This is a genomic window from Allobaculum sp., assembly GCF_047010065.1.
GTDB classification, from domain to species: Bacteria; Bacillota_I; Bacilli_A; order Erysipelotrichales; family Erysipelotrichaceae; genus Allobaculum; species Allobaculum fili.
On record NZ_JBKXLD010000007.1, the window covers coordinates 1 to 21,454 of the forward strand.

A 21,454-nucleotide genomic window follows, 5' to 3' on the forward strand; every position below is an offset into this window, starting at 1 on the left:
AATTTCTTGATCTGTCTGTAAAGTTTTCAAAGAGCCATCTGTTTGTGAGAAACTCAATATCTCTCACAAGACTTGCTTATCATATCATCATCAGAAATCTCTGTCAACAGCTGTTTGTGAATTTCTTTAAGATTTTCACTTAAGCCGTTTTCTTTGATATCTAAAGGCGATTTGATGACTGAGAGAAGCGATTTCCCTCAGCGCTCAATTAGAATACCACGCGCTAACATTCGATGCAAGCAATTTGTATGCGATTTTTCTAATATTTTTCACGAGCACTTTTGACCCGTTTCCCTATGCAATCTGAATCCGATACTTTCCTCTCTCTTTATGTTTATTTATCCGCTCTCCAGCACAAATCCTGAAAATCAGATATCCGTTCAATCCCCGCCTTTTCCAGATCGTCCAGATTGGCTTTCTGCACCTGAGGATTTGCCGACGAAGTGCAGTTTTCGAGCAGAATCGTCCGATAGCCGTACTGAAAGGCGTCAAAGGCCGTGGCCCGTACGCAGTTTGGCGTCTGCGTTCCGCTCACCAGCACAGTCTCTATCCCTCTTTGTTCCAGTTCCTCTTTGAGCGTAGTCTGAAAAAAAGCACTGTAGCGCGTCTTAGGGATAAAGAGATCTTCGGGCGCTCTGTACAGTCCCTGAGCAAGCGCAAAACCCGATCCCGATGGATGGAACAGATCGCACTGGTCCAGATCTTCCAGTTTCTGTCTGCGGAAAGCTTCGAGATCACTGCCGTCTTTCGCATGCAGACGGCATACCCAGGCGATCGTCACGCCAGCATTTCTCGCTTCTTCTACGGTCGCCGCCAGCGCGGGAATCGTTGATCTGGCCATCGCTACGCAAAATGGAGAGTCGGCATCCACAAATCCTTTCTGCATATCAATAATCAGCAGGATTGTCCGATCTGGTTTCAGTTCAATTGGCTTCATAGTCTTTTCCTCTATCGATTTTTTATCTGTCTTTCCCTGTATGGAAAAGCATGCAAAAATTTCTTTTCGTCTTCAACAGAGCCTTTCGCCTTTTGAAAACGAATGGTTTGTATTTCTTTGCTTTTCCATTGAATCCCGCATTTTCCAGCAACGCGTTCGGCGGCCTGGATCCTCTGCCTTCTTTTATCTTCTTCTTTAATATTCTTCTTTAATATTCTTCATTTGCGTCGAACCGACCCCGATCACACCGGCTTCATTGAGCTTTAGTTAGCCAGATGAAATAATGAACACAGTATTTGTGCCTGTCGGGATAAATAATTCTCTTCCAGAGTTTCTTAAAGAACTCCTGCGACGGCATTTTCGTCCGTGGAAACCGGACTTCTCAAGAAAGAAAAAGAAAGGTACACGGCTATGGCATCTTCATCCAGGAACCCATCTTCTGAACACCATCCTCGCTCTTCCAGGACACGCAGACGGAAAACCGGGTGGATCTGGGTTTCCGCAATTGCGGCTGGAGCCCTGGTCTGCGGCGTTCTCTTTTTTGGAAATCGCTTTTCTCCTTCCCGCTGGGTCAGCATGGATGGAGATTCAGCAGACCAAGCCAGTGAAAAGAGCGGGCAGCCGACCGCCGGCGCTCAAAAAAGCGGGGATTCCACTTCGTCTTTTACGTTTACCGGCGTTGGCGACAATCTGCTCCACGATACGATTTTCGTCTACTATGAGCAGGACCACAACAGCAGGGATTTCACCCCGATTTATGAAATGACCGTTCCGTATTTTCAAAGTGCGGACCTTGCCTACTGCAACTTTGAAACGGTCTGCGCCGGCGATGCGTTTGGCCTTTCCGGCTACCCCGCCTTCAATGGGCCGACCGAAATGATCGATTCGCTGATGGCTTCCGGCTTTGACTGGTTCTCCATTTCCAGCAATCACTCTCTGGATGCAACAGCGCAGGGCCTGATCTACGAAAAGGAATATATGCGCGAACATTATCCGGATCTTTCCGAAACCGGTGCCTTTGTCAGTGAAGAAGACGCAGCCGCGCCCGTTGTTCGAAACATCAACGGCATTCGCGTTGGACTTTGCGGATTCACCTACGGTCTGGAAGGCGCCATTCCCGCAGATATGCCCTGGCTCGTGGATGTCTACCGCAGCGGAAACGGACCCATCAACTATGAACTGATCGATCAGAAGCTCGACGCCCTGAACGCCGTCAGCGATGTGCAGATCGTCGCGATGCACTGGGGCGACGAATATCAGACCTCCCCAAATGCGGAACAGATTGAAGTCGCGAACTATCTGAACTCCAAAGGGGTGGAAGTAATCATCGGTACCCATCCGCATGTCATCGAGCCGGTTGAAATCATCAAAAGTCCCGAACAGGAGACGCTCGTGTACTACTCGCTGGGCAATTTCGTCTCCGCGCAGAACACCAACGAAACCATGGTCGGCGGCATGGCGAACTTCACCCTGAGCTACGATTTTGATACGCATAAAGCATCCTTTTCCGATATCCGATTCACCCCGACGATCACCTGGATCTCGCCGGATCTTCGCGAATACCGGACTACGACCATTCACGAATATAACGACGATATGGCCGCTAATCATTACATCACTGCCGAAGGAATGGACATTTCCAAAAGCTGGGTACAGTCTTTTGTCGATTCGGTCATGAGAAAACCGGACGGTATCGAAATCGTTCTGGAGTAAATACGCGTTTTCTTCTGCAGGGATGGCAATCAAAGACTTTGTTCTTTTCAGTTGCCGTTCTGGAGCTGAACCTTTCTGAATCGTCCTGCAGAAGCAAAACATACAGGTGTATTGAAATATGAAAGGAGAAGGTATGAAAAAACAAAAATACTGGTGGATTGGCGCGGGGCTGATGGCCGGCTTTTTCGCTCTGACTTCCCTGTGGGACTACGTGCGCTATTTTCTTTCCGCGCCGGTCGTCTCTTCCGCCCCGTACTGGGCGTTTGTGACCGCACGCGCCATTGAATTTCTGACGCCTGCCGCCATTCTGGCTGTTGTCGCTCTGGTTTTACAGGTGCGCAGCCGTCGATCGGCCGCCAGATAATTCGGCGTCATAGGGGATTGGCGCATTCTTTCCTTTGGCCAATGCCGATCTGGATTCGAATAGCTTCGCAATTCCGTTTTTTCGTATTTCCGATCCCCTCCCTCGCACCCCGCTGCAGGTGTTCAAAAAGGAGAAAGCTCCTGTACTTTTCCGTCGTTCAATTACGGCGAAAGAGACAGGAGCTTTTCTGTTTATCTCAATGTGAAAAGAGACCCGCCTGCGGATCACTTTCTGGCGTTCATCTGCGCTCTGGCTTCTTCCAGAACAGACAGAGCAGCCAGCGTTTCCTCTTTGTATTTCTCATAGGCTTTTTCATCGTGGCTGGAAATTGCTTTTTCAAAATCCGCAAATTCATAAACCATGTGCAGGCCCTGATCGATGGAAATCTGTTCGGCTTCATTCTTTTCGTTTTCTCTGGCCGGAGCGACGAAGTCGATATATTCCATTTTCCCGGTACTGCCTTTTCCAATACGGAAGGTTCCCTTTTCCCCCTGAATGACGGCCAGATAGTCGCTGGAAGAATCCTTGGATCCAATAGATGTAACGATCCATTCAGGATAAATCAGAATCAGAACGCCGCTCGAATCGATGCCGTTCCATCCCTTGAGCGGATAATAGAAGACTTCCTTCGGCTTTCCAAACAGAGCCAATGCAAGATGGATGTTATAAATGGCGATATCCATCAGCGCACCGCCTTCCATTTCTGGATTGAACACATTATCGACAATGCCTTCCATGTACCGTGTGTACTTCCGGGAATACTGCGAAAAGTTGAAGACGCATTCCCGGATTTTTCCCGCTCTGGAAAGATTGTCCTGAAGAATATGGAAGTTTGGGGTGTGAATGCTGGTGATGGCTTCAAAAATCATTACACCGTTTTTCTCAGCAAGATCGAAGAGTTCCTGGGCCTGAGCGACGCTGGCCGCAAACGGCTTTTCGAGAATGACGTTCTTGCCCGCTTCCAGCGCTTTTTTTGCCTGCGGTACGTGCAGAGAGTTTGGCGAAGCAATATAGACGGTATCGATTTCTTCATCCGCCAGCATTTCCTCCAGATTGTCATACGTCTTTGTAACATGATGGCGATCGGCGTACGCTCTGGCTTTTTCCATTGTCCTCGAATAGACAGCGGCTGGTTCAATGGAAGGAATCTGGGCGAAGGACGCGTAAGCCTGATCCACAATCGCACCAGAGCCGATAGTTGCAATTTTCATAGTTCCTCCTAAATACCGCTTCTTTCAGAGTTGGAAAAGAAGCTCCGGGAAAAGCGGTTTTCTTATGATCATCATGCCATAAGTTGCGCTCTTTCCATCCCGGATTTTGAAAGTCTGCACCAGGTAAACATACGAATCGTAAAAACAGCCGCCAACGAAATGGCGGCATATTTTAGTAATGCGTGTTTCTTCCACAAAAGGATTTTTCAAAGGCATTCCGTCCCAGACGATCCTAATCACACCGACTATTTTCGGTCATGGGGCGGATGGAGGAACTCTTCAGTCCGTCTCCCGCTTTGTTAGTAAACCTCTAGGTTAGTAAACCTCTAGTATTTCTCGGTTTTCTTCAGACGCGCTCCGTTAAAACGGCCATTCGGTCTTTTGACCACTAGACGATTTCGCAGGGTGCCTTTATTGAGCGTCGTGCGGATCACAGCGGTCTTCTTTGGGGAAGCACCGACCTTTTGATAAATCGCCAGGATTTCTTCCATGCTGATCGTGTCCATAAATCTTCCTCCCGTTTTTCGTGGATCTATGCTCGATTGTATCCAGTTTTTAACATCTCGTGTCATTTCCGCAAACAATAATTCATTTTTACATACGTTTCTTTTTCCTCGGATGTCTACTGGATTCAAAATATTCCTCTGCACGTCGGTTGACAAGCTGCCGTCCATTCGCAGGGGCGGTTCTCCTGGCTGGCTTAAAACGTATAAAAAAGCGGTCTGTATAAACGCGCCCGTACGGTCGTACGCGACCTGGCGGGTTACACAGACCGTAATTTTTAATAAGGAAACAAATGCTCTTTCCTGCAAAAAGCTGCAATATGCGGATTTCTCTATTTTCCAGATTTCAGCTGAGGCTGTTCAACTGCGGAATCTTCCGAATCCGGCTGGGCGGTCTTCAAAGAAGAATCCGTCCTTTTTGCGTCCTCGGCTTCAGGAGCTCCTTCCGGCTGAGTGCCTGGCTTGATGCCTGACACTGCAACAGAAGCGTCCGTTTCTGCAGTTGCCTCCAAAGTCGAAGATTCCGAATCTGGTGCTTCTGGAGAAACGTTGTTTTGCTTTGCCGGGGCTGTCATTGTGGATCCGTTTTCGCTCTGGCTCTGGACTTTCACATCCGTTCTGGGCGTCAACTCGACAGCGGAAGCGGCAGCAATATCCGTTTTTTCGGCTTTGGATTCGGTCATCTCAGGCGCGCTGGATGCTTCCAATGCCGATTCGTTTCTGGCGGCTTCGTTTACCGTCAGTCCTTCCTCAAGCAGATGCTTATGCTTCTGGGAAGCAGCCGGTTTATTTTTCCGGGAACGAGAAGACGATTTTATCGAGTCCTCCTGTGTCCTGGATTTTGATTGGGCAGCCGGATCCTTGCCGGACATTTCCTCTGGCGAAGCGGAAGACTTATGGTTTCGATTCTGTCGGTTCTTTCTGGAACGGCTTTTCTCTCTGGAAGACGCATTCGCTTTTCTGGAAGCCGAATCGCTCTGGCCTTTTCTGGACGCGCCGGACGATTCCTTGTTTTTGGACGCGTCTGTCTGGGCGTTTTCCTTTTTGTCCTTGCCTTCGCTCGAAGACTTTTTCTGTTTTTGATCCGGAGCCGCTTTTTTGAACTGCGAAGTCTGTCTTCTGGAGTTGCCCCAGTTTTGCACGTTCAGATAGGAAACTGGATTGCTGGTGTTTTTGAAGCGGCTGCTGCTGCGTTTGGGCACATCCCGGTAAATCCGGAAGCAGACGCCGTCTTCTGTATTCATGCCTTCGACTTTGTACTTATTGGCCTGAACGACTTTGGCGACGATGGACAGACCTAAGCCAAAGCGTCCGCCCTCGCCTTTGATATACGGCAAAAACAGAGACTGAATTCTCGATTCATCCATCTTTGGACCGTCGTTGGAAATGCGCAGGTCATTTTCATGGAGTTCGATTTTGATATAGCTTTTCGAGTAGCGGAACGCGTTCTGCAAAATGTTTTCGATGGCTACGCGCCACGCTTCGAGAAGGCCGTCGAAGTAGACTTCTTCAAGATCGGTAATCAGTTCGATTTCCGGACGGATGACCTTGGCGTTAAGAACGACTTCTTCAATGACTTCCTTCATGTTGGTGGATACGCCTTCCGCATCCGAGGAAACCAGATATTCGACGCGGTTCATGTACAGCAGCGAATGGACTTTCTGCTCGAGGCGGTTGGCGTTATCGAGGATGACGTCAACGCTGCCTTCCAGGTCGCCGTAGGGATAAATGCCGTCCTTGATGGATTCGGAATACGACTTGATCGTTGCGATCGGCGTCTTTAAGTCGTGCGAAATGTTGTGAATCATTTCTTCCTTGGACTTCTGCTGCTTGGCCAGCTCTTCGGTCAGCGCACGCAGTTCCTTGGCTACATCGCCGATCTCGTCATCGCGGTTGATATACAGATCGACATCCTTGCCTTCCTTGATCTGCGTGATGTAGGACTTGATCTGGTTGAGCGGATGAATAATCGAGAACACCCAGAACAGAAGCACCATAAGCATCAGGAAGAACACCAGAACGGTGATGTAAATGGTGGAATCCATCAGCGAGGAGCGCATTTCGCCCGCGTACGTATCGTTCATGAACGACACGACAATCGTTGGCGAACCGTTCGTATCGACCCGCTCTAACCGATAATAGTAAAGCCGGTCATGATTTTTTTCGATTCCCTGCCGGACGAGCACGCTCGCATTGGCCCGGACAGAAGGCGAATTGCCGTCGGACTCCGTCTCAAGCGCAGCGGCGGGCACATGCGCGCGCAGCAGTTCGTGTATTTTCGGCGTAAGACTGCTCAGAAATTCCTGACTGGCCGGATCGTCGTCCTTGGAAATGATCACCGAGTTATTCGGCGTAACGATGGCCGTGCGGATGTTGGGATCGGCGGACAGGAAGTTGAACAGTTCCTGGTCGTTGCTGGTGCTCTTGCCGTTGACAACCGCCTGAACGATCGGTTCCTGTCGGGCTTCAAGCAGATCATACATCTGCCGGTTGATCGCGTTGCTCACGCTGTCGGAAAGGAAAAACAAGAAAAACAGCACGAGGAAAACGATCATCATCAAAATCAGAACCATCACCTGCTGGGTGAGGGACAGCTTGCGAAATTTTCCCTGAAAAAATTTTTTCATCGGCTAGCCTAAACGGTATCCGTACCCGTAAATCGTATGAATGTTGAGCTTCGGCAGTTTCTTGCGCAGACGACGCAGGGTGTCATCGACAACGCGATCGCTTCCGAAGTAGTTTTCATCCCAGACGTTTTCCAGGATTTTTTCGCGCGAGAAGGCGATGCCCTTGTTCTTGATGAACATCATGAGCAGGTCGAACTCCTTCGTGGTCAGTTCGATTTCTTCCTGATCGGAATACACTTTGCGCTGTTCTTCATCGAGTTCGTAGCCGTCGATGAAAATGCGGTTGTTGGAATCCTTGTAGGCGCGGCGGATCAGATTGTTGACGCGAAGAACGAGTTCCTTCGGAGAGAACGGCTTGGTGATGTAGTCGTCGCATCCTTTTTCCAGTCCGATAATGCGGTCGAATTCCTTATCCCGTGCGGACATGAAAATAATCGGCGTATCCGGATTGGTCTGGCGGATTTCCTCAAGCAGATCGAAGCCGGATTTGTCATCGAGCATGATGTCGAGAATCCACAGATGCACGTCTTCATCCTTGGCGTGCGCGCTGGCTTCTTCGTAGGTGTAGTAGGAATGGACTTCGTAGTCCTCTTTCATAAGGTACTGAGCGACAAGATTATTAATATCCTTCTCGTCTTCGACAATATTGATTACTCGTTTCATGGTTTTGCCGTTTGGCATGGCTGTTCCATGCAAAACGTCCCTCCTTTCCAGCATGCGTATTCAACATGAGAACGTAAGGCGCTTTGGGCGTCTTCTTTTTTTACAAGAGTTTTACGGATTTGAAATCTCTATTCAGATTCGCAAATCGAAATAAATCCAGAATTAAAGCGTCTGTATTTTCGGGTTACTGGACGGCGTAGCCTTTTTCGATGATCAGATCCGTCACCATATGGACGTACGTCTCGCACTCTACCTGCGTCGGAGCTTCGACCATGACGCGAATAAGCGGTTCGGTGCCGCTTGGGCGAACCAGAATGCGGCCGTTGTCGCCGAGACCTTCTTCCGCCTGATGAATGCGTTCCTGGATATCGACGTCGTTCAGGACGATCGTCTTGTCCTTGACCGTTACGTTTTCCAGCAGCTGCGGATAAATGGAAAGGCCTTTGGAAAGTTCCTGAATGGTGGCTTTTTCCTCCTGAATGGTCTGGAGCAGTTTCAGCGCGGTCAGCAGGCCGTCGCCGGTCACTTCATCGCCGTAAAAAATAATGTGTCCGGACTGTTCGCCGCCAAGACGGTAGTCGTTGCGGCTCATCTCCTCATAGACATATTTATCGCCGACCGGAGTCTGTACAAAATCAAACGCATCCCGCTGGAACGCTTTGTACAGGCCAAGGTTGGCCATGACGGTCGTTACAACCATATTGTCTTTGAGTTCGCCGCGTTTGCGCATGGAATGACCCAGAATATAAAGAAGGTAATCCCCGTTGATCAGATTTCCATCGGAGTCCACCGCGATCAGGCGATCGGCATCGCCGTCAAACGCCAGACCGAGGTCACATTCGTTTTCCACCACGTACTCCTGCAGACCTTCCGGATGGGTCGATCCGCAGCGGTAGTTGATGTTGACTCCGTTTGGCGAGTTGTTAATCGCATCCACCTGGGCGCCGAGGCCGTCGAGCGTTTCGACTGCAGTCGCGCAGGCGGAACCGTTGGCCAGATCCACCGCGATGTGCAGGCCGGTCAGATCAACTGGAACGGTCTTTTTCAGGTTGGACATGTAAAGTTCCAGTCCCTGATGCCAGCTGAAGTATTCGCCGACGCCGTCTCCGGTCGCCAGCGGCACTTCGCTTTTTCCGTCCATATAGTCTTCAATGGCCAGCAGGATGTCCTCATCCATTTTGATGCCTTCGTGATTGAACACTTTAATTCCATTGTCGTAATACGGATTGTGCGAAGCCGAAACCATCAGGCCGGCATCGAAATCTTCGTGACGGACCAGGTAGGATACGGCTGGTGTCGGGCATATGCCAAGCAGATACACATCCGCGCCCGTACTCACAGCACCGGCAGCCAGACCGAGTTCAAACATCGATCCGGAAAGACGCGTATCGCGTCCGATCAGAATTTTGGCGTGCTTTTTATTTTGCGAATAATACCAGCCAAGCCACTGGCCGATTCTTACCGACTGATCGAGCGTGAGCTCTTCATTGGCGCGCCCGCGCACGCCGTCGGTTCCAAAGTATTTTCCCATGGCAGATCGTCTCCATTCTTTTCTATAGATTGTTCTGTATATGCTTTTGCGAGCCGCCTGAATCAAAGGGGAAGCCGGCTCGTTTCGTTCTTTGTTTTTCAGGAGCAGCAAAGCGTTCTGGCTGCTTTGGGCTGATCCCGGCAGGCAAGAAAAGCAGCCGCTCCCGGGTGTTCTCTTTTTGGACTGTCCTCGTTTTTTGTGCATGTACGGTGAAATCCGGGCAGTTCCAAATCTATTTTATTGTACCGATCAACGTATTTAAAATCACAAAAAAAAACAGGATCTGTGCAAGGCAGATCCTGTTTGCGGTTTATTCCATGTACAGGACGATTTGACCTCCTGTATTTGCGAATTTTTTCTACTTCAGCGGATTAGAAGGCATTGTATTGTCTGCCGCCTTGGACGAATCCGTACTGGAACTGTCGCTTGCCTTTTTATCAGCGGCATCCGGTCCGGCGGTTTCCCCGTCGGGACTGCCGTCGCTGACTAAGCGGACATCGGCCGTAACGGTCGATGGCGTGATCGATACGTTGACCTGCTTGCCGGAACTGTCGTAGGCGACGAGCGGGACTTTGGCCTGGAAGGAGCCTTCATAGCCGGATGTGTCGACAATCGCACGAACGAAGCGAATGGAGTTGAGCTTGTCGCGGGTGGCCTTGATCGTTACCGAACGCGTCGAAAGGCTCGGTTTCTGATAGGCGTTGATCGACTGGCCGGCTCCGACGATCAGATCGGCGGAAATGAAATACGTTTTCGTATATTTGCGGGAAAGTACCGCGTTGACGGTTTCCGGATTGACGGTAACGTCCAGACCGGTCGGCAGACCGGAAGCGGTCAGGGCGACGGTATTGGATCCTTCGCCGGCGTTGCGCAGATCCGCGGTGATCGAAGCGGAGTTTTGCGTACGGACAAGCTGAATGTCCGCGCTGTCGCCGACGACGGTAATATCCGCGGTCGACGGGACGCCGGAAACTTCATAGCTGTTTTCATCCACAAGAACTTCGACTGGAACCGCGGTCAGATTGAGCGTGAGCGCATCCGATCGGAACAGATGGTAGGACAGATCCTGATAGTTGATGACCAGGCAGACGATAATGGCGATTACGCCGGAAATGGCCAGACTGCGTTTTTCGCTGTAAATGATCCGGTCAAAAAGACGGGAGATCCGTGACGTCGCAGCCGATAAAATACGGGTCAGCCGTTCCAGAAAGCGCTGAACGGACCCTGGCTTTTTCTCATCCATTGCCGTTGCCTCCTTCACTGCTGTTTTTCGGCTCGCTTGCGGGTGCGGCACTCAGGGTGCTGACGACTTCGAGCGGTTTGACACGATCGTCTTTTTTATCCCGTTTCTCGCGGGGAACGATGTACTTGTTCACCGGCTCATCCGAGCGTTCGTCCCGCAAAGACTTGCCAAGAGAATTCGAGAAATTTTTAGCGGATTCGATCATCGGCTGGAACATGGAAGAGCGCTGGGTATCTTCCTTGACCAGACGCTTGGTCAGATAGCGGCGCAGACTTTCCGGCGTGTATTGCGTCAGCACACCTTTCTGCGCTACGGAAATGTTTCCGGTTTCTTCCGAAACGACCAGCGTAATGGAATCGGTCACTTCCGAAATGCCGACGGCAGCGCGGTGTCTGGCTCCGTATTTGGACGGGAGTTCCTGCGCAGTCGAGGGGAAATAGGCGGCAGCGCAGATGGCTTTATCGCCGTCGATGATCATGGCGCCGTCATGCATCGGCGTACCGTACTGGAAAATCGTTTCGATCAGTTCGCTGGTCACATCGGAATCGAGCGAGATGCCCGTTTTGGCGTAATCTTCCATGGACTGCGCCATCTGGAGCGAAATAAGCGCGCCGGTTTTCGTTTTGGACATGTCCGCGACAGCGGTGACGAGCTGATCCACCAGATGGTTCATGCGGCTGGCGGAAAGATTCGGTTTATACGCGGTATTGGTCGTTCCGACTTTTTCCAGCATGGAACGAATTTCCGGCTGCAGAACAATCAGAACAACGATCATGCCCCAGCGCAGAACGATATCCAGCAGGGTGGATACGGTTTTCAGCTGGAGAACGGTGACGAGAAACTGAAACAGCAGCAGCGCCAGAATGCCTTTGACAATCTGTACGGTACGGCTGTTGTTTCGAATGATACGAATGCATGCGTAAATGAGTGTCCACATTACGCAGATGTCGAGAAGAAGGCGAAGAATCAGTCCGACATCTCCCAGGTTCATCTAGATCCCCCCCTTTTTCTTCCTAATTCAGGAAAACCTCTTCGTACGAAGAGGTTTTTTAAGTTAGTCTTATTGTTCTATTTTGTCAAAGCGTCATCAATAAATTCGCCCACAGTTGCCACAATCTGTCTGGCGTTGTCCTGCACTTCTGCCGGAGCCGCGGCTACGGCTGCGGAATGGTCTACGCCCGAAAGCATCGGGATGTCGTTGTAGGAATCTCCAATCGCGTAAATGTCGTCGTCGTCCGCGCCGACATACGCGCAGATGAATTCAAGGCCGGTGGCTTTGGATGTGCCTTTGGGTACGACGTCAACGACGAAATTATTGTTATAGGCGACAACGATTTCCCCAAAGAAATGGTTGATCTGGTCGGCCAGATCCATGGCGCTTTCCGGCGTTACGCAGGAGAAGACGATCTGCGCGAAGTTGCCGATATCCATGACTTTTTCCTCCGGCAGTTCCTGCTTGAGCTTGGGATAGCGATGATCTTCCAGGTTTGGATGTACGTCGACTTTGTAGCGCTTGACGCCGTCGTTGACCACGTAGCTCACCACATCCGGATGCTCATGGGAAGCGAACATCAGGTCAATTGCGGTAATGGTGTCGAGCGTGGAGGAAAGCAGTGCGTTTCCGTCTTTGTCGAAAGCCATTCCTCCGTTATTTGTTACATAATAATCAACAGGAATCTTAAATTCTTCCGTTTCGCCGGAAATGGATTCCATCGAGCGGCCAGTCACGATGACAAACAGATTGCCAGCGTCGCGCCAGCGGTGGATCGCATCGAAATCAGCCGGCAGCACCGATCCGCCAAATTTCAGGGTGCCGTCGTAGTCAGTTGCGAGTAATTTCATAGGTTTTCCTCTTTCTTATTTACTGTGAAACCACATTCTTTATCATTATAGCAAGCAATTCAATCAAATCGACAATCCTTAACAGGTTTCCTGTCGAGCCTCGCAATTGTGCGATCCCGTCCTCTCCTCCGGCTTTTTCCGGATGAAAGCGGTATCTGAAAGGAGCAGCATCATGATTCGTATTCTCTTTGTCTGCCATGGCAACATCTGCCGCTCGGTTATGGCCGAGTGGATTTTCAAGGACCTCGTTTCTCAGAAAGGTCTTTTAAACGATTTTGAAATCGACAGCGCCGCCCTCTCCTCCGAAGAAACCGGCAATTCGATTTACCCGCCCGCAGCCGCCGTATTAAGAAAGCACCATATTCCCTTTGGTGAACATTACGCGTGGCGTCTGAGGGCCGATCAGCTTTCGAACTACGATCACATTTACTACATGGATGAAGAAAACGAATACCTTCTCGAACGGCTTGTGCATTCCTCGAAGCTTCCCTTGTTTATCGAACCGCTTCTTGAACACGGTCAGATTGCCGATCCCTGGTATACGCGCAGCTTTGAAAAGGCCTTTTCGCAAATCGAGCAGGGCTGCAAGGAGCGGCTAGACCAGCTGATCGCGTCAGAATAGTCCGTCCGATCATTCGGCAAGACCCTACGGAAAATCAGACTGAACGCAGCCCGCAAAACCCATCAGACACGCCCCGCAAGGAGGAAAAAGGATTATGAAAACACCCGTACGCCAGAACCTGCACACCCATACGCAATACGATGACGGAAAAGACTCCCTCATGGCCATGACCGAAGAAGCTATTGCCAGAGGCTTTACCGTTCTCGGCTTTTCCGGTCATTCCCCCAACCATCCGCTCGACTCTGGATCGATGGACGCGAACGGTATGGAACACTACCTCAAAGACTTTGAGGCCGTAAAAGAAAAGTACGAAGAACAGATCGATCTGTACTGCGGCATTGAGCTCGATTCCATGACGGATCTGGTCATCAGCGAAGACTATTTCGAAAATGCGGTAACGCCTTCCTGGTTTGACTACATCATCGGCAGCGTTCACTACGTGAGCATCCCAGAAACCGAAAAGAAAGAAGATTCTTCTTCTCTTGCCGGTCAGTCCATAGCGATCGATGAAAGCCGTGAAACGTTTGATTGCCTGCTGAACGAAGGCTTTGGCGGAAATATTTACGCTCTGGCTCAGGCGTATTATCAGAGCGTTCAGGAAATGATCCAGTCGCGTCCGATCGACATCGTCGGTCACATCGATCTGCTTTCGAAATACAACGAAGATGAACGCTACTTTGCCTTTGACGATGAAACGATACTCGACATGGCCATGAAAGCCGTCGAAGCCGGCATTAAAAAAGACGTGATTTTTGAAATGAATACCGGCGCTATTTCCCGCGGCTATCGAAGCCTTCCCTACCCGCATCCAGTTCTCTTTTCGCGAATGGTCGAAAAAGGTGCGCACTTCTGTATCAATACGGACTGCCACAATAAACAGGCGCTCGACCAGTCGATGCCTCTCTGCCTGGATCTGGCCAGAGCAGCCGGATTAAAAGAACTCTACGTTCTGGACAACGGATTTTTCATGCCCGTTTCTCTCGACGCGTTTGCGGACGCGAAGGACGTATCCGTCTCTTTATAAATCACCCCCCCGCTTAAGCTTCCGGGCCGTCCGTCCCGGAAGGTATTGGCGCCGATGAACAAGCTTGTTAGAATAAAAGAGCACAGATTTCCGCACAGAACGTCCGTCTGGAAATCGTACCAATGCGCCTGTATTCATATCTTTACGAATGGAGATGGATTATGAACCTCAAAGACTTAAAAGCCTACCACGCGTATTACGTCATGTCGGTAATCTTCTTTCTGTCCTGCCTGTTCTTTCGGGACATGGTTTTCTTCCCCCTTGGCTGCGCCATGATCTGCTTAGGCTGGGTAAAACAGCTTAAGGAAACCGGAAGAATTCAGGGCCGTCCTTCCCGCACCGTGACAGCGGATGCGGCTATCGAAACCGCTTCTGCGGACAAACCTTCCCTGTCGGAATAAGCGAACGCATTTTCAGCATTAGAAAAAATTGAAAGCCGGATTTCTGCCCCGCTGCAGAACATCCGGCTTTTTTCATGCCTGAAACCGATTGGTAAAAAGGCTTATGCGTGCTAAAGGAGGACATTCCTCCGGTATGTCTTCCTTCAAAAGACCTGGATCGATCTCGCAGTCTCTTACCGGAGGGCTGCTTCCTTCTGTTTTCAGGATCTGGATCTTCGGACAGGCAGAAATCTTCTGTCTGTGCTCTTCTCGCTTTTTATGCCTGTCGCTCTCTGCTCCGTTTATGGAATGGACAGCACAGAAGCACCGGATGGCACAGACCCAGCAGCCGCAAATCCGCCCGGCACGCCACGATTCCCGCCGCCTGCGCCTGGGCAGACCAGATTGCAGGCTAAGAGCCGGCTGTGCAGACAAAAGAGGAATTCCATTTGCCTAAAGCGCTGACGACGCACAAGCATGCAGAAGGATCGAAAGGCTTTTTTGCTTCGCGCGGCGAAACCGAAGCGGTGTACATTCTGACTTCACAGACGAAATACACGCATTTCGGTAACGAACACGATGCGACAAATCTGCTCAATAGGCTCAAGTCGCTCGATAGTATCAAAGACGCCAATGCCATTTCGACGCTCGATCGGCACGAGCGAATACAAAGTCACGGACGCTCTGATGGCGCATTCGCAAGTCAGAGCCAACTGGTCGTATTACCAGATTCATACCAGCAATGTGTATGACCATGCACGCCTGACTGGGTGGACAAGCCTGCGGGATGGCAAGAACGGGGAGAAAACCTGGACAATTATGGAAGTCCGGATATGACGTATACCGGTCATGGAACCCTGATCCTTCCAGGAAGCTCGTTTGACGCATAGTATACCTGCGAAAAGAAATCGTCCATTTGAAAATGAATCGAGGGTTATGCCGCCGATTCCCTGGCTCGAATCGATGCCGGCGCATGGGCGGCGGGTACGGTATGGGACGGCTGACGTACAGTCAGTCCAAGCTTTTTCTTCTGCGCCCGGGAGAGCGGCACGTGCATGGAGTGATTCAGTTCCACTTCGTCCTTATAAATGCCGGTCAGATATTTTCCGTTGACCAGATAGGAAATATGTACGCGCAAAAAACCGTACTTGGAAAACGTTTCGTCGAGATCCGCGAGATTGAGACGGCGATGGAATTCACCCTTGCGGGTATGGAAATGAACATTTTTTCCAATTTTTTCCAAGTAATAAATATCGTCTACCGGAATATCAATCCGAGCTCCCTGGTACACGAGGGGATAGCTGGCTTCCTTCTGAGCCGCCTGCGCCATAAGGATGGAAGAATACAGCTGCAGATCATCGTTTAAATGGTCCTTGGACAAATAGAGGACACGGTTCCGGCTTTCCTTTTCGCGTTTAGCCTGGGGATTCTGACAGAGAAAAACGAACAGAGCCGAAGGGTTGTCATGGACGAAAAACGAATCAAAACGGGGCGTATCGAACATTTCGTCAAAGAAGAAAATCTGATACGACTCTTCCCGCGTTGCTTTGGCCAGCGCCGAAGCTTTATAAAAGTGACGAAACGTCCAGTCGACTTCGGAAAACAGACCCGCCAGAAAAAAGGCAATGTCCTTGGTTTCCTTTTCATGTTCAAGAATCGCAATCTTTACCATGGTCTCCTCCTTCTGTTCGCAGGGTTTGCTCATGCAGCCTGTAAGGCCTTATCCAGGGTATGGGCAGGCGTTCGGGCGACAGGAACAAGGTGCCTTGCCCTTTCAAGCCGGGATGGTCTGCACAATATCTTATTATTACAGATTTGCGCGCAGTTTCCGAAGGCTTCCGAAAAAAAGATGGTCTGTCTAGACCATCTCGCGGCGAATATCAGCGCCTAATGCTTTGAGCTTTCCATCGAGGTCATCGTATCCTCGATCGATATGCTTGATTTCATGAATTTCAGTTTCCCCGTCCGCCATCAGGCCGGCAAGAACGAGCGCAGCGCCGCAGCGCAGATCGGTTGCGGTGACGCTCGCACCATGGAGAGGGGTCGGACCGTGAATAATGCCGGTCGCGCCTTCCTTCTCCGTGTTTGCGCCCATGCGGTTCAGCTCCGCCAGGTGACCGAAGCGTTCCACGTAAATCTCTTCGGTTACTGTGGACGTGCCGGCAGCCTGCGTAAGCAGCGCTGTAAACGGCTGCTGTACGTCGGTCGCAAAGCCGGGGTACGGCTTGGTAGTAATGTCCGCCGGACGGATTTTCTGTTCCGGCGAATTGTCAAAGACATGGATCGAGTCGGTAAGAATCTCCATGTTGATGCCCATTTCCTTCAGCTTGAGGGTAATGGCTTCGAGATGCCGCGGAATGATGTTGGTAATCCACATGTCATCGGCAACGGCACATGCGATCAGAATATACGTAGCGGCTTCAATGCGGTCCGGGATGATTTCGTGAATGCATCCGTGCAGTTCGCTGACGCCGTCAATGGTCAGGGTATTGGTTCCGGTTCCGTGGATCCGGGCACCCATGCGGTTGAGCAGGTTGGCCACATCGATAATTTCCGGTTCCTGCGCCGCGTTTTTAATGATGGTGCGGCCGTTGGCGAAAACGGCAGCCATCATAATGTTGATCGTCGCACCGACCGAGGCGATGTCCAGGAAGATTGTCGTTCCCTGCAGTCCGCCTTCCGGTGCTTCAATCAGGGTGTAATCTCCGTTTCCTTCCGGATACGAAACGGTTGCTCCCAGCGCTTCAAAGCCTTTGAGGTGCTGGTCGATCGGGCGCGGTCCCAGATAGCACCCGCCAGGCATGCGGATCAGAACCTTGCCGTATTTGCCGAGCAGTGCGCCCATGAAGTAGTAGGATGCGCGCAGCTTGGTTACCGCATCGGAAACGAGCGGGCGATCTTCCATTCCGGACGGATCGATCACGAGCGTTTCTTCATCGGGCTGGGTTACCTTGACACCGAGCTCGCGAAGTAGTTCGACGAGCGCGTCGACATCGGAAATCTGCGGTACACCGCAGATCGTTACGGTCTCATTTCCTAAAATGGCTGCAGGAATCAGAGCCACTGTTGCATTCTTGCTTCCGGAAATCCGCACAGTGCCGTTCAGGCGACGGTTTCCTCTGATCTTGATCACTTCTTCCATGCAGCGTCTCCCCCTTTTTCTTACTGACGATGCGGGCTGTACGCAAACCGTTCAGGCCCGCTATGGAATCCCGCAAGGCGCGGGTGATGTTCAATTTTTATAGATCACAACGCATGATCTCCGCTCAAGAAAAGAATCTTTCCTGTTCTTCCTTGCGGGCAGAGCATAAGGCGGGGTCTTGAATGAAGTCCCCAGTACCATAGATTTTCTAATCCGATTTTGGCACAGGCGGAATCAGAATTCGTTTTTCACGTTTTGACGTCCGCCCTTTCTGGGTGAAAACTCGGCCAAAATCTTCCGTTATTTCCTCTGGAACGGCTCGGGACAGATGCGAAACGGACTGTCTTTTTCCAGAGGCCTGAATAGACGATAAAGGGGAAGGCGCTGACTGGACCCCTTCCCTGCAAAGTGTGCTCGTCATTGGAACGCGCAGATCAAATAAAGCTGAAAAATGCCTTACTTTTCCGTTTTTCTGGTAGTTCCCGTGCTCATTATACAAGCTTTTGGCATTCTGTAAAGCAATGCAGATTTTGCATGCGCTTTCAGATTTTCACGCGGGTTCCGGGTGTTTTGCCTACGTTTTTGCCACCTGCGGGCTTTGCGGCATCAAAAAAGCCGCTGCAGTTTTCCCGCAAGCGGCTGAAGCGTCAGTTTCTGAAGGTAAAAATGGGCCGAAGTCACACAAAAGCGGATTTTGCGGGTGATTCCCGTTCAGGCTTTGCGTTCCATCAACGGAGTCTTTCCGGCCTGGGCGCTGTCGGATTCCATGATCTTATAGTCTCCGATTCGAGAGGCGGGAATTACCATCAGCGTCGTCAGATCCGTACCGCGCATTTCGAAAAACTTGCGGTCCAGGCGCAGAATCGGCTGTCCGCATTTAACTTTGGACCCTTCGCTGGCGAGAACTTCAAAGCCTTTCCCGCGCAGTTCGGACGTTCCAAATCCGACATGTACATAGACTTTTTCCCCCGCCTCGGTTTCCAGACCGAAGGCGTGGCAGGAACTGGAAATCAGGCACAGCGTTCCCGCACTGGGGGCACAGATCAGGTCTTCGGCCGGTTCAAGCGCAATGCCTTCGCCATACATTCTGGCCGCATACACCGGATCCGAAACGAGATTCAGCGGAATCGTCCGTCCGCTGACCGGCGCGTATAAGCGGCGATCCGGGGTACGGCGTTCCTTGCGTTTAAAGTTTGGCTTCATATTCAGTATTTCCTTTTAAGTAGCTGTCCATCCAGCGGGTAATTTCTTCCAGCCGGCGAATCCGGTTATTCCCTTTGCCGGAGCGGGACAGTTCATGATTTTCCTGATGAAAAACAACCATGCGGGCCGGTACGCCCTGATGGAGCAGACCATTGAAGATCTGATAGCCCTGTTCAAGCGGGCAGCGATAATCCTCATCCGAATGAAGAACGAGCGTCGGCGTTTTGGCGCCGGCGATGTATTTCATCGGCGAATGATCCCAAAGCACGTCGGCCTGATCGAGACCTGCCCCGATCTGATCTTCGGTAAAGAACGGACCGATGTCGCTGGTCGACCAGAACGAAATCCAGCTGGCAATGGAACGCTGCGTGGCTGCTGCCGCAAACCGGTCTGTATGCGTGATAATCCAGTTGGTCATAAAACCGCCGTAGCTTCCGCCCGTCACGCCAAGACGAGCCGGATCGATCTGCGGGACGGCATCCAGTACCGCATCGGTGAAAGTCATCAGATTTTCATAATCGATCGTTCCGTATTTACCGCGCAGATCGGCATAGGCGTTTCCCTGACCATCGCTTCCAAACGGGTTGCAGAAGAAGACGAAATAGCCGCGCGATGCCCACACCTGCATTTCATGGAAGAAAACCGTTCCATACACCGCTTTAGGTCCTCCGTGAATATCGAGAATCGCGGGGTATTTTCGATCTGCTGAAAAGTCATATGGATAGAGGACCCAGCCCAGCTGGGCGCTGCTTTCATAGCCGGTATAAAACACCGGACGGGCGGCTGCGACGTATTTGTCCTTCAGCGCGTGCTGGAAATCGGAGATCTGCACCACATCGCCCTCTTCCATCATGAAGAGCTCCTGCAGACCGCCGGGTTTTGCCCCGATGAAGTACGTTCTTCCCTGCGAAAAGCCAAAGGCGTGAATTGTGCCGGGCCATTCGAGAACCTGATGCAGACTGCCGTCTTCAAAGCAGAACAGATTGTTGTGGCTGACGATCGTCGCGCTCATGAACAGGCGGTCCTGATCTTCGCAGATCCAGTTGCCGCCAAGCGCTGCACAGTCCGTGGTGACAGAATTGCCGACGCTCTCGTCAAAGTCCATGACTTTTTCCAGAACGCGCGTATGCAGATCGAGCGCGTAAAGATCCGGGTTTTCATTGAGCCCGTACGCTTTTCCGTCGGTTCCAAACAAATACAGGCGGTCCTTCATGCCGTTAAGCGAACTGATGCTCAGATTCGTTCTGGCCAGAGATACAAGCAGGCGCGTTTTCGGATCGTATTCGAAAATCTCATCCTGGAAAAATGCGGGGAGTACGCCGCAGGGCGCTGCGGAAAAATACAGCTTTTCCTCGTAAATCGTCATCGCGGAAATTTTGAGATTTTCACCCGCTGGATCGTACAGTTCGCCGGTTTTCGTATTATAGGCGTAGATCAGCTGGCGCTTGCCGGACGTAAAGCCCGATCCGTTTTCCTGCCAGGGCGACTCGGTCAAAACCTCAACGTTGCCTCCCTTAATGGGATCGAGATCGTTGAGATCAAACTGAGCGAGAAAAAGCAGAATATCCTTTCCGGCAAAACCGATCAGCGAAAGAAGCGGAAAATCAAATTCCCTTTGCGGCAGAGCTTCGCCGCCTTTCAAAGACAGGGAGTACAGCCGGCTTTTTTTGCTTTCCGGTTCCTTCTGGAAAAACCAGATCGTTCTCGCATCCTCAAAGACAAAGGAGCTCACGTCCCGGCCGCTGGTCAGCTGCTGGATTTTCGTTCCTTTGCACAGCATCAGATCCTTGCGATACGTATTGGTTTTCTCATCAAGAACCGCCCGCATGAAGACAACGTTCTTGCCTTTGGTTTTGAGCGATCCGTAAAAGGAAAAGCTGTAAAGATCAGAAATTTTTACTGGTTTCATATCCGTCACGCCTCAATTCGCCAGTCTCTGCATGTCGTAAGGGCAGCGACTTCATTCGTTGATCGCAGAAGTCCCGGTTTTCCCTGCACCCGAATTTCCAGCAGGAGAGTGAAAATTCGCATTCCGACAGGAAATTATTTTACCCGTCTGCAGAAGCAGGGATAAATCAGACAGGGGTCTGCGGTTGATTTCAATTATATCTGTCCTTATCCCTTTTTCCAATTCGCCTTCCCGGCGGCAGCCCTCGTCCCCCGAATCCAGAAGAAAGAAGCCTGGAAAGCAGGATCGGAGTGCCGGGGTGCCGCAGACAAAGATTCGAAAAAGACAGGATTCCAGAAAACCATCTTCTGCTTCCAGAACCGGATCCGTTTTCCATTCCCCGGCTCAGCGATCACCAGTCCATAAGCCCCTCTGCATGCAGCCTTTCACAGGCTGCCCGGATACGGAATTCTCTGCATGGCGGCACCATCCTGTCTTCCGCATTTCTTCCTGTACGGTCTGAAAAGGCTGGATTTGTACTTAAAGATCGACCGGTTATAC

19 protein-coding genes are annotated in these 21,454 nt (G+C 51.0%); 6 read left to right on the forward strand and 13 right to left on the reverse strand.

Annotated elements, in window-relative coordinates:
• Positions 1-334 precede the first annotated feature (334 nt).
• A complete protein-coding gene (locus ACLUYS_RS01290; RefSeq protein ID WP_412658729.1) occupies positions 335-937 on the reverse strand; it encodes a cysteine hydrolase family protein in 603 nt (200 codons plus the stop codon).
• Positions 938-1,348: 411 nt separating this feature from the next.
• On the opposite strand from ACLUYS_RS01290, the gene ACLUYS_RS01295 reads away from it, so the two are divergent.
• Together ACLUYS_RS01295 and ACLUYS_RS01300 are read left to right on the forward strand one after the other, a co-directional pair.
• Positions 1,349-2,650 carry a CapA family protein gene (locus ACLUYS_RS01295; RefSeq protein WP_412658730.1) on the forward strand — a complete coding sequence of 434 codons (1,302 nt, stop codon included), beginning with the start codon at positions 1,349-1,351 and terminating at the stop codon, positions 2,648-2,650.
• 133 nt (positions 2,651-2,783) lie between these two features.
• On the forward strand, positions 2,784-3,014 hold the full coding sequence (locus tag ACLUYS_RS01300) for a hypothetical protein (protein WP_412658731.1): 231 nt from the start codon (positions 2,784-2,786) through the stop codon (positions 3,012-3,014).
• 224 nt (positions 3,015-3,238) lie between these two features.
• Here ACLUYS_RS01300 and ACLUYS_RS01305 read toward each other — a convergent pair whose 3' ends face one another.
• The 8 genes from ACLUYS_RS01305 to ACLUYS_RS01340 form a co-directional block, all read right to left on the reverse strand.
• The gene (locus ACLUYS_RS01305; protein ID WP_230267740.1) at positions 3,239-4,225 is read right to left on the reverse strand and encodes a Gfo/Idh/MocA family protein; all 987 of its coding nucleotides are present in this window, start codon (positions 4,223-4,225) and stop codon (positions 3,239-3,241) included.
• Positions 4,226-4,551: 326 nt separating this feature from the next.
• A complete protein-coding gene (locus ACLUYS_RS01310) occupies positions 4,552-4,731 on the reverse strand; it encodes a hypothetical protein (RefSeq protein WP_230267739.1) in 180 nt (59 codons plus the stop codon).
• Between the two features lie 329 nt (positions 4,732-5,060).
• The gene (locus tag ACLUYS_RS01315; RefSeq protein WP_412658732.1) at positions 5,061-7,355 is read right to left on the reverse strand and encodes a histidine kinase dimerization/phospho-acceptor domain-containing protein; all 2,295 of its coding nucleotides are present in this window, start codon (positions 7,353-7,355) and stop codon (positions 5,061-5,063) included.
• Positions 7,356-7,358: 3 nt separating this feature from the next.
• Complete coding sequence (locus ACLUYS_RS01320; RefSeq protein ID WP_230267745.1) at positions 7,359-8,018, reverse strand: response regulator transcription factor; 660 nt, start codon at positions 8,016-8,018, stop codon at positions 7,359-7,361.
• A 184-nt stretch (positions 8,019-8,202) separates the two neighbouring features.
• A complete protein-coding gene (gene glmM / locus ACLUYS_RS01325; protein ID WP_230267737.1) occupies positions 8,203-9,549 on the reverse strand; it encodes a phosphoglucosamine mutase in 1,347 nt (448 codons plus the stop codon).
• Positions 9,550-9,907: 358 nt separating this feature from the next.
• A complete protein-coding gene (locus ACLUYS_RS01330; RefSeq protein WP_230267736.1) occupies positions 9,908-10,792 on the reverse strand; it encodes a YbbR-like domain-containing protein in 885 nt (294 codons plus the stop codon).
• Complete coding sequence (gene cdaA, locus ACLUYS_RS01335; protein ID WP_288339240.1) at positions 10,785-11,783, reverse strand: diadenylate cyclase CdaA; 999 nt, start codon at positions 11,781-11,783, stop codon at positions 10,785-10,787. Before cdaA ends, ACLUYS_RS01330 begins: the two co-directional genes overlap by 8 nt.
• Positions 11,784-11,860: 77 nt before the next feature.
• Positions 11,861-12,634 carry an HAD-IIB family hydrolase gene (locus ACLUYS_RS01340; protein WP_230267734.1) on the reverse strand — a complete coding sequence of 258 codons (774 nt, stop codon included), beginning with the start codon at positions 12,632-12,634 and terminating at the stop codon, positions 11,861-11,863.
• Between the two features lie 172 nt (positions 12,635-12,806).
• On the opposite strand from ACLUYS_RS01340, the gene ACLUYS_RS01345 reads away from it, so the two are divergent.
• The 4 genes from ACLUYS_RS01345 (at position 12,807) to ACLUYS_RS01360 (ending at position 15,497) form a co-directional block, all read left to right on the forward strand.
• Complete coding sequence (locus tag ACLUYS_RS01345; protein ID WP_288339239.1) at positions 12,807-13,256, forward strand: low molecular weight protein-tyrosine-phosphatase; 450 nt, start codon at positions 12,807-12,809, stop codon at positions 13,254-13,256.
• 94 nt (positions 13,257-13,350) lie between these two features.
• On the forward strand, positions 13,351-14,280 hold the full coding sequence (locus ACLUYS_RS01350; RefSeq protein WP_230267732.1) for a histidinol-phosphatase: 930 nt from the start codon (positions 13,351-13,353) through the stop codon (positions 14,278-14,280).
• A gap of 161 nt (positions 14,281-14,441) precedes the next feature.
• Positions 14,442-14,681, forward strand: a complete 240-nt coding sequence (locus ACLUYS_RS01355; protein WP_230267731.1) for a hypothetical protein — start codon at positions 14,442-14,444, stop codon at positions 14,679-14,681.
• A gap of 612 nt (positions 14,682-15,293) precedes the next feature.
• A complete protein-coding gene (locus ACLUYS_RS01360) occupies positions 15,294-15,497 on the forward strand; it encodes a hypothetical protein (protein WP_230267730.1) in 204 nt (67 codons plus the stop codon).
• Between the two features lie 97 nt (positions 15,498-15,594).
• Here ACLUYS_RS01360 and ACLUYS_RS01365 read toward each other — a convergent pair whose 3' ends face one another.
• From ACLUYS_RS01365 to ACLUYS_RS01380, 4 genes are all read right to left on the reverse strand, one after another.
• A complete protein-coding gene (locus ACLUYS_RS01365; protein WP_230267729.1) occupies positions 15,595-16,332 on the reverse strand; it encodes a LytTR family DNA-binding domain-containing protein in 738 nt (245 codons plus the stop codon).
• Between the two features lie 186 nt (positions 16,333-16,518).
• Positions 16,519-17,802, reverse strand: coding sequence for a UDP-N-acetylglucosamine 1-carboxyvinyltransferase (locus tag ACLUYS_RS01370; RefSeq protein ID WP_230267728.1), 1,284 nt, complete (start codon positions 17,800-17,802; stop codon positions 16,519-16,521).
• A gap of 711 nt (positions 17,803-18,513) precedes the next feature.
• Entirely contained in the window at positions 18,514-19,005 is a 492-nt protein-coding gene (locus ACLUYS_RS01375) for a PTS glucose transporter subunit IIA (protein ID WP_230267727.1), read from the reverse strand.
• Positions 18,989-20,914, reverse strand: a complete 1,926-nt coding sequence (locus tag ACLUYS_RS01380; RefSeq protein WP_288339235.1) for an alpha/beta hydrolase family protein — start codon at positions 20,912-20,914, stop codon at positions 18,989-18,991. Before ACLUYS_RS01380 ends, ACLUYS_RS01375 begins: the two co-directional genes overlap by 17 nt.
• Positions 20,915-21,454: the final 540 nt, after the last annotated feature.

Bases quoted from the DNA above. Each gene is read 5' to 3' on its own strand.
- ACLUYS_RS01290 (WP_412658729.1), bottom strand. From the start codon at position 937: ATGAAGCCAATTGAACTGAAACCAGATCGGACAATCCTGCTGATTATT.
- ACLUYS_RS01295 (WP_412658730.1), top strand. From the start codon at position 1,349: ATGGCATCTTCATCCAGGAACCCATCTTCTGAACACCATCCTCGCTCT.
- ACLUYS_RS01300 (WP_412658731.1), top strand. From the start codon at position 2,784: ATGAAAAAACAAAAATACTGGTGGATTGGCGCGGGGCTGATGGCCGGC.
- ACLUYS_RS01305 (WP_230267740.1), bottom strand. From the start codon at position 4,225: ATGAAAATTGCAACTATCGGCTCTGGTGCGATTGTGGATCAGGCTTAC.
- ACLUYS_RS01310 (WP_230267739.1), bottom strand. From the start codon at position 4,731: ATGGACACGATCAGCATGGAAGAAATCCTGGCGATTTATCAAAAGGTC.
- ACLUYS_RS01315 (WP_412658732.1), bottom strand. From the start codon at position 7,355: ATGAAAAAATTTTTTCAGGGAAAATTTCGCAAGCTGTCCCTCACCCAG.
- ACLUYS_RS01320 (WP_230267745.1), bottom strand. From the start codon at position 8,018: ATGAAACGAGTAATCAATATTGTCGAAGACGAGAAGGATATTAATAAT.
- glmM (WP_230267737.1), bottom strand. From the start codon at position 9,549: ATGGGAAAATACTTTGGAACCGACGGCGTGCGCGGGCGCGCCAATGAA.
- ACLUYS_RS01330 (WP_230267736.1), bottom strand. From the start codon at position 10,792: ATGGATGAGAAAAAGCCAGGGTCCGTTCAGCGCTTTCTGGAACGGCTG.
- cdaA (WP_288339240.1), bottom strand. From the start codon at position 11,783: ATGAACCTGGGAGATGTCGGACTGATTCTTCGCCTTCTTCTCGACATC.
- ACLUYS_RS01340 (WP_230267734.1), bottom strand. From the start codon at position 12,634: ATGAAATTACTCGCAACTGACTACGACGGCACCCTGAAATTTGGCGGA.
- ACLUYS_RS01345 (WP_288339239.1), top strand. From the start codon at position 12,807: ATGATTCGTATTCTCTTTGTCTGCCATGGCAACATCTGCCGCTCGGTT.
- ACLUYS_RS01350 (WP_230267732.1), top strand. From the start codon at position 13,351: ATGAAAACACCCGTACGCCAGAACCTGCACACCCATACGCAATACGAT.
- ACLUYS_RS01355 (WP_230267731.1), top strand. From the start codon at position 14,442: ATGAACCTCAAAGACTTAAAAGCCTACCACGCGTATTACGTCATGTCG.
- ACLUYS_RS01360 (WP_230267730.1), top strand. From the start codon at position 15,294: ATGCCATTTCGACGCTCGATCGGCACGAGCGAATACAAAGTCACGGAC.
- ACLUYS_RS01365 (WP_230267729.1), bottom strand. From the start codon at position 16,332: ATGGTAAAGATTGCGATTCTTGAACATGAAAAGGAAACCAAGGACATT.
- ACLUYS_RS01370 (WP_230267728.1), bottom strand. From the start codon at position 17,802: ATGGAAGAAGTGATCAAGATCAGAGGAAACCGTCGCCTGAACGGCACT.
- ACLUYS_RS01375 (WP_230267727.1), bottom strand. From the start codon at position 19,005: ATGAAGCCAAACTTTAAACGCAAGGAACGCCGTACCCCGGATCGCCGC.
- ACLUYS_RS01380 (WP_288339235.1), bottom strand. From the start codon at position 20,914: ATGAAACCAGTAAAAATTTCTGATCTTTACAGCTTTTCCTTTTACGGA.